Genomic DNA, 8,579 nt, shown 5'->3' with positions numbered 1-8,579 from the left:
CTCACGAAGCTCGACATGGGCGAGATGCGCGCGATCCGCGGCAACGAGATCTCGATGATCTTCCAGGAGCCGATGACCTCGCTCAATCCGGTCTTCACGATCGGCAACCAGATCCGCGAGGCCGTGGCGCTTCATCAAGACCTGCCCAAGAGCGAGCTCAACAACAAGGCCGTGGAGATGCTCAAGCTCGTAGGGATCCCGTCGCCCGAAAAACGGGTCGACGACTATCCCCACCAGCTCTCGGGCGGTATGCGCCAGCGCGTGATGATCGCCATGGCGCTACTGTGCCAGCCGAAAATCCTGATCGCGGACGAGCCGACCACGGCGCTGGACGTGACGGTGCAGGCGCAGATGCTCGACCTGTTCAAGACGCTGACCGACGATTTCGGCACCTCGCTGGTGCTGATCACCCATGATCTGGGCGTCGTCGCCGGCGTCGCCGACCGCATGATGGTGATGTATGGTGGCCGGGCGGTGGAGAAGGGCGGGGTCGACGATCTGTTCTATGACCCACGTCATCCCTATACGCTGGGGCTGCTGCATTCGACGCCGCATATTGCCAAACGCGCGGTACGGCTCGATCCGATCCAGGGCTTGCCGCCGAGCCTCGAGCACTTGCCCAAGGGCTGCTCGTTCAATCCGCGTTGCGCCTTCGCGTTTGACCGGTGTCTGGTGGAGCGGCCGCCGCTGACCGATGCCGGCGATGGACGGCAAAAAGCGTGTTTCTATGAAGGCCCGATGGCCTATGGGCAGGTGGCATGATGGATCAGACCCCGATCAACCTGCTGGAAATCCGCGATCTCAAGAAGACCTTTTCCATTTCCGGCGGTTTCCTGGCCCGCCCGCTGGTGCTGACGGCGCTCAGCGATATCAACTTCACCATCCGCAAGGGCGAGACGCTGGGCATCGTTGGCGAAAGCGGCTGCGGCAAGTCCACGCTGGGCCGCTGCATCCTGCAATTGCTGGCGCCCGATGAGGGTCAGGTGCTGTGGCTTGGCCAGGACCTGACCAAGCTGCCGGCCGAGGAGATGCGCAAGCACCGCGCCGACCTGCAGATCATCTTCCAGGACCCCTTGGCCTCCCTCAATCCGCGCATGACGGTGGGGGAGATCATCGCCGATCCGCTGCGCACGCTGCGTCCGGAACTGAACAAGGACGAACGCCGCGTCCGCGTGCTCAAGACCATGGAGGCCGTCGGCCTCCTGCCGGAGATGATCAACCGCTATCCACACGAATTTTCGGGCGGGCAGGCACAGCGCATCGGCATTGCCCGGGCGCTGATCACGGAGCCCAAGCTGATCGTCTGCGACGAGCCGGTTTCGGCGCTGGACGTTTCGATCCAGGCGCAGATCCTCAACCTCTTGAGCGAACTCAAAGACGAGTTCGGGCTGACGTTGATCTTCATCTCGCATAATTTGAGCGTCGTGCGGCATGTGTCGGATCGAATTCTGGTGCTCTATCTCGGTCGCATCGTCGAGCTGGCGACCGGCGACGAAATCTACGAGGAGCCGCGCCACCCCTATACGCGGGCGCTGCTGACGGCCGTGCCGATCCCCGATCCAAAGCTGGCGCGACAACGAAACATCGATGCGCTGCGTGGGGAAATCCCCTCGCCGATCAACCCGCCGTCGGGGTGCACCTTCCGCACCAGGTGCCGCTTCGCCAAGCCGCGTTGTGCCGAAGTGCGGCCACCGCTCGAAAGCATCGAGAACGGCCGGCTGGTGGCCTGCATCCGCTGGCGCGAGATCGGCGTCCCGGAGGACGCGGTGCTGGGGGTTTAGCTCGCCTTAGGCACCAGGATGAGCGGGGCCTCGTCGCGCCGATCCTTGTCGCCGATATCGACGGTCTTGCGCCGGCGGTCGGGGCCCTTATAGGTCTCGGCCTCGACGAAGCCGCGAGGATTGGCGTCGATGGAGACCAGACGCGACTGTAGATGGGCGGCCGCGAAGGGTTTGCGCAGGAATTCGGTAACGCCGGCGTCGCGGGCTTCGGCAATGCGCTTGGCGTCGGGGGCCGCAGAGATCATAACCACGGGAACGTAGCGGTTCGGACTATCGACGGAGGCGCGCAACTGGCGGACCAGTTCGACGCCGTCGAGACCGTCCAACCCATCATCGATGACGAGAACGTCGAATTGCCGGTTGGCGAGCTCGTCCATGGCGGACTGGGCGTCATTGGCTTCGCGGTAATCACGTCGACCGACGCCGCGCAGCATGCCGCCGATCAGGGAAACCATGTTCGCACTGGGGTCGGCGATCAGTACGCCATGGTTGGGAATGGACTCTTGCGCCATGACGAATGCCGGACCGTGGGTTAATTTTAAGTGTTGAGACAATAGCTTAGCATTCTATCCACGGGGTTAATGCTCAGCCTGGCGATGCCCCAAATCCACACTTGTCGAGCATGGCGGAAAACGCGCTCGGGCGCGTTGACAGACCCCGGCTATTTCCCTATGTTCCGGCCAATTCTTCGGGCGCTCAGGCGCCCCTTTTGTTTAATCGAGGATATACGATGAAAGTCCGCAACTCGCTGAAGGCGCTGATGACTCGCCACCGCGCGAACAAGCTCGTCCGCCGTCGCGGTCGCGTTTATATCATCAACAAGGTCGACAAGCGCTACAAGGCCCGCCAGGGCTAAGCTTGGTTCGTACCGTACGAATTTGAAAGCCCGCGCAAGCGGGCTTTTGTTTGTCGTGAACTGTGCGATGGTGGTGCAGTTGCGGAACCCAAGATGCGCCGATCCCACACCATCACGCTGCAAATCGAACGCCCCTATGCGGTGGTGTATGGATTCTTGGCCGATCCGCGCAATTTTTCGCAATGGGCGGCGGTGGACGAGGCGACGTTCGTGCCGCTCGAGGGCGGCGATTGGTCTGCCATGACGCCGGGCGGCCTGAGGCATTACCGGTTTACCCCGCCCAATGAATTCGGCGTGCTCGACCACGCCCAGTTCGTGCCGGGCGAGACGCCCCTGTTCACGCCGATGCGCGTCGTCGGCAACGAAGGGGGAACCGAGCTGATGTTCACCTTTTTTCGGCGCGCCGGCATGAGCGACGCGGAATTCGATTCCACGATCGAGTGGATCACTACCGATTTCCTGACCCTCAAGAGCGTGCTGGAGGCCTAGGCGGCAAACCCGCGGGACTTGAACCCGGGCAAATTGGTCCCATCTTCGAGCAAACGGAGAAAACACCATGACGATGGATCGGACCTCGGCTCAATACGATATCGAAAAGAAGTCTCTGCTCGTCGCCTATTTGCTGTGGTTTTTCCTCGGCTATGTGGGCGCGCACCGGTTCTATTTGGGCCGGCCGATCAGTGGCTTCGTGATGCTGGCCCTATCGGCGGTGACACTGGTGCTCACGCTGGTGTCGTTCGGGTTCCTCAGCTTCCTGTGGTTCGCCGTCGGCCTGTGGTGGCTTATTGACGCGCTGCTGATCCCCAGCATTGTGGCGGGCCGCAACACTCGCATCGCCGATCGCGTCTTTTCGTCGCGGCGCTAACGTAGGTTCCCTCCAAAAAGAAAAGGCCCGCTTGCGCGGGCCTTTTGCTGTCTGATGCGAGGTGTGTCAGCTAGAGCCGGCGCCGTCCTGTCGCACGAAGGCGATACGCAACATGTTGGTGGCGCCGGGCGTGCCCAGGGGAACGCCTGCGGTGATGGCGATGCGGTCACCGGGGCGGGCAAAGCCCTCCTGATAGGCGATGACGCAGGCGCGATCGACCATGTCTTCGAGGCTGATCGCGTCCTCGGTCTGCACGCAATGGATGCCCCAGACCACCGACAGGCGGCGGATGGTGCGGTGATTGGGCGAGAGCGCGATGATCGGCTTGGATGGGCGCTCGCGGGCGGCGCGGATGCCGGTGGAGCCCGAGGCGGTGTAGGTGACGATGGCGGCCAGGTCGAGCGTTTCGGCAACCTGGCGGGTCGCTGCCGAGATGGCATCGGCCGCGGTGGCTTCCGGCTCGGTCTGGGCGGCGCGGATGATGCCGCGGTAGTTGGCATCTCCTTCGACAGCGATGGCCACCTTGTTCATGGTGTTCACCGCTTCGACCGGATAGGCGCCCGACGCGGACTCGGCCGATAGCATAATGGCGTCGGCGCCTTCGAACACCGCGATCGACACGTCCGAGACTTCGGCGCGGGTTGGCACTGGCGAGGTGATCATCGATTCCAGCATCTGGGTGGCCACGACGACCGGCTTGCCATAGCGGCGGCACATGCGGATCATACGCTTCTGCAGGCCCGGTACGGTTTCGAGCGGCAGCTCGACGCCGAGATCGCCGCGCGCCACCATGATGGCGTCGCACAGCTTGACGATCTCTTCGAGGCGATCGATGGCCTGGGGCTTTTCGATCTTGGCCATGACGCCGGCGCGGCCCTGGACGATCTTGCGCACGTCAATGATGTCTTCGGGACGCTGCACGAAGGAGAGCGCGATCCAGTCGGCCTCGGCCTTGAGGCCTTCGAGCAGATCGGCGTGGTCTTTTTCGGTCAGTGCGCCGGTGGGCAGCAGCGTATCGGGCAGGGAGACGCCCTTTTTGTCGCTGAGCTTGCCACCATAGATGACCTCGGTCTCGATGGCGCCATTGCCCACCTTGGTGGCCTTGAGCGCCAGCTTGCCATCGTCGAGCAGCAGGCGGTCACCGACAGAAACGCTCTCGATGATTTCGGGATGCGGCAGGTAGACGCGATCGACATTGCCCTGATCGTCATTGTGGCTATCGAGGGTGAATTTTTGGCCAGCGACGAGCTGGACGGAGCCACCTGCAAATTTCCACACGCGCAACTTGGGGCCCTGCAGGTCGACCAGGATGCCGAGCGGATGGTTCAGCGTCTTTTCGACATTGCGAATGCGCGCCACCGTCTGGTGTAGCACTTCGTGGCTGGCGTGGCTCATATTGATGCGGAACACGTCGGCGCCGGCGCGGGCGAGCTCCTCGATCATCCGCTCGTCCTGGCTGGCAGGCCCGAGGGTGGCGACGATCTTTACGCGTCTCATGCGTCTCATTGCGGTTCCGTCCGGTTGGTCGTCGTTAATCGGCACCGTCCATCGGTGCGTCATTGGCTGGCACGTCGGGTGCGCCGTCCATCGGCGCTTCGTCAGGCGGCAGCGGCGGCGCGCCAGGAACGTTGGGATCGACCAGGAAGGTCGGATCGTCGCCTTCCGGGCTGTCCGTCCCTTGCGAACCAGGGCCGTCGCCGTCGTTGGTTAGTTGTAGAGTCCAGTCGCTACGGTTTTGTGTATCGATTTCAAAGAACCCGGTGCGCTCATAACCGCGCGCGAGACAATCCTCAACCCCGAATATCGTGAAGGTTTCGTCACGTGTGCACATGAACACCGAACCGTCCCAGGCGCCGCCGCCAATGTCGTCGGCCGCGAAGACGTAATAGAAGCGGCGCTCGAGATCGCCCTGGTACAAAACCCGGCAATCGCCGGGCGGGGTTTGCCACCAGCCTTCGCTCATCCAGCCGCGCTCAGCGCGGTAGCCAAGTGCCACGGTCAGCGGATTGGCCGTCTCGTTGCAGACGCGCAAATCGGCCCGGGCCGGGAGCGAAAAGAACATAAAGCTGGCAATCAGCGCGCCGACAAGGGTCAGGCCGAGACGGAGTTTGTGCAAGAGCGTGCCGGAAATCATGGGGATCGAAGCCACTTTTTGAGCGCATGGGCGCGTTGCGTCAATGGCTATCGGCGCGATTTGGCCGAATTGGGTCCAGTGGTGGCAGCGGGCATGTGGATTGGGCACAAAAGCGCTTGAACCGAAGGCCGCACTAGGGTTGAACCCAGGCTTGAACCGAAAAGGACGATTGTCGATGGCTGAAGAGAGTGTTGCCCAGGACCAGTTGCGTGCGTTCATCGAACGGATCGAGCGCATGGAAGAAGAAAAGGCCGCCATCGCCGCCGACATCAAGGAGATCTATGCCGAGGCCAAGGGCAATGGCTTCGACACCAAGGTGATCCGCGAGATCGTGCGCATCAGGAAGCAGGATGCCAGCGAGCGCCAGGAGCATGAGGCGATTCTGGAATTGTACATGTCGGCCCTCGGCATGGTGGCGGCGCCAAGCGAGGATTGATCCGATGATCCCGCATCGGCCGGAGATGGCGGCGTGAGCCGGTATTTTGTGGTGATGCGGGGCCTTGCGGCGGCGGCGGCGATGGCGCTGTTGGGGGGGCTGGCGCCGGTCCAGGCCGGGCAAGAGGATCTGGTCGAGAATGCCTTGCGGGCGGCGGCGCGGACTTTTGAACGCGCGCTGCCGCAACTGGACGCCGTGACCATGGGCGTGCCGACGCAAGAATATCATGACGCCCTGGTGCAGCGGCGGTTTGCGTCCTCGCTCTGGGCCACGGCCCTCGATGTGCAATTGGTGACCAATGAGAGCGAGCAGGGGCTGTGCGCGGGCTTTGCGGCCTATGTGACACCGGCGATCCAGCAGGGCGCGGTGTCGCTGGTGATCTGTCCGCGCTTCTTCTCGCCAGGAGCGGATGCGCTGCGCGAAACCACCATCCTGCATGAAATGGTGCATGTGGTCGCGGGGACCGATGAGTGCCAGGCGATGGCCTTTACGGCCCGCATTCAAAAGCTCGCGACCGGCTCGTTCCAACCCGTCAGCGAGTATTGGACCCGCAACAAGTGCAACGCGTCGCGCTATCGGCTGCCGTATTAGTTCGGCGTCAGCGTCGCTTCGGTCAGCTTGATCGAGCGCTTGCGGGTGTTGGAGTCGCCCGGGCGGCTGCGCACGGCGTCGGGGACATCCAGTATGATATCAAGCAGGCCGGTTTCGGCTGCTATGCCGGCCGGAATGGCAAACGGCACGGTAACAGTCTGCGCGCGGGGAATGGTGGTGGTGCCAACCGGGGTGCCATTGGCCGAGACGACCACGCGCTGGTCGCTCATGCCCTCAATATCGTCTGCGGTCATTTCCAGCGTGAGTGTCATCGCTTGCGTCGTCGTGCCAGTGGCGAAGCGCAGGCGGGCGGTTTCGCCGAGCAGGTGCATGCCGTTGCCCACGGGGCCTTCCCAGCCGCAGGGGCGCAATTCGGTGGTGTCGCCGCCGCCGGAGCGGAAATCGATGGTGATGCCCATCGTGTAGGCGCCGGTCACCGGCTGGCGCATGCAGGTTGTAGTGTGGTCGATGTAATAGGCGCGGTAGGCCTCGGGCACATTGGGATGAATGGCCTGCCAAAGGATAACGAGTTCGATCAGCGCGAGCAGCGCGACGGCGCCGTAGGTGGCGACGAAGCGGGGCGAACCCGGTTTGGGATCAGACAAGAGCGACATTATTGCCCAACCAGGCCAGAGGGATGACATAGCCTAGCGCAATAATACCCAGCAGGCTCAAGGCGAAGAGCCAACGGCGCGAGGCCAGCAATTGCGCGGCCAAGACCGTGATCGGCACCATGGCGGCGGTAAAGCGAATGACCGAAGCTAACCCAGCGAACAGCGGCAGGGTCAGCGAGACGAAGGCGAACAGGGCCTGGGCCCATTGGCGGCGCCACGCGAGTACGAGCGTCAGTACAAAACCCAGCACCGCTGCGCCAGCCAGCCATTGTGAGGAGGTCGGCCAAAAGCCCGTATTGGGCCAGGCGGTCAGGCCCTGCCAAACGAAGAAGATCGGATTGCCGAAAGGCCGGCCCCAGGCGCGCTGGGTATGTTGGAAGGCCAGACCATCGCCGATATAGAAATTGAGGAAGGCCATATAGGCGAACAGGCCGAGCGGAGCGATGAAGATCGCGAGCAGCAGGTTGGGCCGCTTGAGAAAGGCGCCGATGAGACCGCGCCAGGAGCCGGTGCTGGTGCGGTGGTCGAGCGCAGCCTGGACGATGAGTGACAATGTGGCGAAGACGCCGACGATGCGGGTGGCCGAGAGCAGCACGGTCGCGAGGCCGGCACCCAGATAATTGGAACGCTTCAGCATGACAAAGACCACGGTCATGGTCAGCACGAACATCGGCTCGGTGAAAAAGCTGGTGAAGTAGAACGCGAAGGGGCCGCTGAGCAGGTAGGCGGCGTAAAGCGTAAAGGCGCGCAGGTTCCGTTCGAAGAGCGGCCAGGCAACGACAGCGGCGGCGTAAGTGGTGAGCAGTGACACGATGCTGGCGGTGACGATGGTGGGAAACGGCAGGACGAGGCGAATGGCGCCGACGAGCAGTGGATAGAACGGGAAAAACGCCCAGTTGCCCGCGTTGATGCGGCTGGGGATCGGGAACGGATCATAGCCAGTCTGGGCCATCTTGACGTACCAGCCGCAATCCCAGCGGCACATCGACTGGATGAAGCCGGTCGGGTCGGCCTCGGGCTGGGCGACGCGGAAGGCAATGAAGCGCAGCGCCAGACCGATCACGAGGAACATCAGGGGGAGGACGAAGATCAGTGCAGTGCGGGATCGGCTGGTCGCTGAGGCCGGCTGGAGCATGTGCTGCACGTGTGTTCCTCGATACGCGCAAACTTGGCGCAGATGAACTGGCCGCGCCGGGCGTTGCTTGTCAACTGACGCAACGGGGATGGTTGCAAATAGACGCGTGTGACGCAACGGGGATGGTTGCAAATAGACGCGTGCATTCTACGCAGGGCAGCCATCAC

12 protein-coding genes are annotated in these 8,579 nt (G+C 62.9%); 7 read left to right on the top strand and 5 right to left on the bottom strand.

Features of this window, described 5'->3' with window-relative positions; all coding sequences use genetic code 11:
* Together JWP26_RS01550 and JWP26_RS01545 are read left to right on the top strand one after the other, a co-directional pair.
* Window positions 1–762 (top strand): ABC transporter ATP-binding protein (locus JWP26_RS01550; RefSeq protein ID WP_299722428.1); only part of this gene is annotated, 762 nt, incomplete at its 5' end.
* Window positions 759–1,781 carry an ABC transporter ATP-binding protein gene (locus tag JWP26_RS01545; RefSeq protein WP_299722425.1) on the top strand — a complete coding sequence of 341 codons (1,023 nt, stop codon included), beginning with the start codon at window positions 759–761 and terminating at the stop codon, window positions 1,779–1,781. The genes JWP26_RS01550 and JWP26_RS01545, both read left to right, overlap by 4 nt.
* Here the strand turns inward: JWP26_RS01545 and JWP26_RS01540 are convergent.
* Window positions 1,778–2,293: a response regulator gene (locus JWP26_RS01540; protein ID WP_299722422.1), complete on the bottom strand. Its 516-nt coding sequence runs from the start codon at window positions 2,291–2,293 to the stop codon at window positions 1,778–1,780. The two genes, JWP26_RS01545 and JWP26_RS01540, sit on opposite strands and share 4 nt — an antisense overlap.
* Window positions 2,294–2,511: 218 nt before the next feature.
* On the opposite strand from JWP26_RS01540, the gene ykgO reads away from it, so the two are divergent.
* The 3 genes from ykgO to JWP26_RS01525 all read left to right on the top strand — a co-directional run bounded on the left by ykgO (window position 2,512) and on the right by JWP26_RS01525 (window position 3,502).
* Window positions 2,512–2,637 carry a type B 50S ribosomal protein L36 gene (gene ykgO / locus JWP26_RS01535; protein ID WP_046136523.1) on the top strand — a complete coding sequence of 42 codons (126 nt, stop codon included), beginning with the start codon at window positions 2,512–2,514 and terminating at the stop codon, window positions 2,635–2,637.
* A 93-nt stretch (window positions 2,638–2,730) separates the two neighbouring features.
* On the top strand, window positions 2,731–3,126 hold the full coding sequence (locus JWP26_RS01530; protein WP_299722412.1) for an SRPBCC family protein: 396 nt from the start codon (window positions 2,731–2,733) through the stop codon (window positions 3,124–3,126).
* Window positions 3,127–3,193: 67 nt separating this feature from the next.
* A complete protein-coding gene (locus tag JWP26_RS01525; protein ID WP_299722409.1) occupies window positions 3,194–3,502 on the top strand; it encodes a TM2 domain-containing protein in 309 nt (102 codons plus the stop codon).
* A gap of 66 nt (window positions 3,503–3,568) precedes the next feature.
* Here the strand turns inward: JWP26_RS01525 and pyk are convergent, their stop codons facing one another.
* A complete protein-coding gene (gene pyk / locus JWP26_RS01520; RefSeq protein WP_299722406.1) occupies window positions 3,569–5,008 on the bottom strand; it encodes a pyruvate kinase in 1,440 nt (479 codons plus the stop codon).
* 25 nt (window positions 5,009–5,033) lie between these two features.
* Window positions 5,034–5,636, bottom strand: coding sequence for a DUF1036 domain-containing protein (locus tag JWP26_RS01515; RefSeq protein ID WP_299722403.1), 603 nt, complete (start codon window positions 5,634–5,636; stop codon window positions 5,034–5,036).
* A gap of 175 nt (window positions 5,637–5,811) precedes the next feature.
* Here JWP26_RS01515 and JWP26_RS01510 point away from each other — a divergent pair, with 175 nt between their 5' ends.
* Window positions 5,812–6,072, top strand: a complete 261-nt coding sequence (locus tag JWP26_RS01510; protein WP_299722400.1) for a DUF2312 domain-containing protein — start codon at window positions 5,812–5,814, stop codon at window positions 6,070–6,072.
* Between the two features lie 33 nt (window positions 6,073–6,105).
* Entirely contained in the window at window positions 6,106–6,663 is a 558-nt protein-coding gene (locus tag JWP26_RS01505) for a hypothetical protein (protein WP_299722397.1), read from the top strand.
* Here JWP26_RS01505 and JWP26_RS01500 read toward each other — a convergent pair.
* Both JWP26_RS01500 and JWP26_RS01495 read right to left on the bottom strand, forming a co-directional pair.
* A complete protein-coding gene (locus tag JWP26_RS01500; protein WP_299722394.1) occupies window positions 6,660–7,277 on the bottom strand; it encodes a hypothetical protein in 618 nt (205 codons plus the stop codon). The two genes, JWP26_RS01505 and JWP26_RS01500, sit on opposite strands and share 4 nt — an antisense overlap.
* Window positions 7,261–8,421, bottom strand: a complete 1,161-nt coding sequence (locus JWP26_RS01495) for a hypothetical protein (RefSeq protein ID WP_299722391.1) — start codon at window positions 8,419–8,421, stop codon at window positions 7,261–7,263. The genes JWP26_RS01500 and JWP26_RS01495 overlap by 17 nt, the downstream gene beginning before the upstream one ends.
* Window positions 8,422–8,579 lie beyond the last annotated feature (158 nt).

This window comes from Devosia sp. (genome assembly GCF_028290435.1).
Classification (GTDB): Bacteria; Pseudomonadota; Alphaproteobacteria; order Rhizobiales; family Devosiaceae; genus Devosia.
The sequence above is the reverse complement of the archived record's forward strand: the minus strand, read 5'-3'. Positions and strand labels throughout refer to the sequence as shown.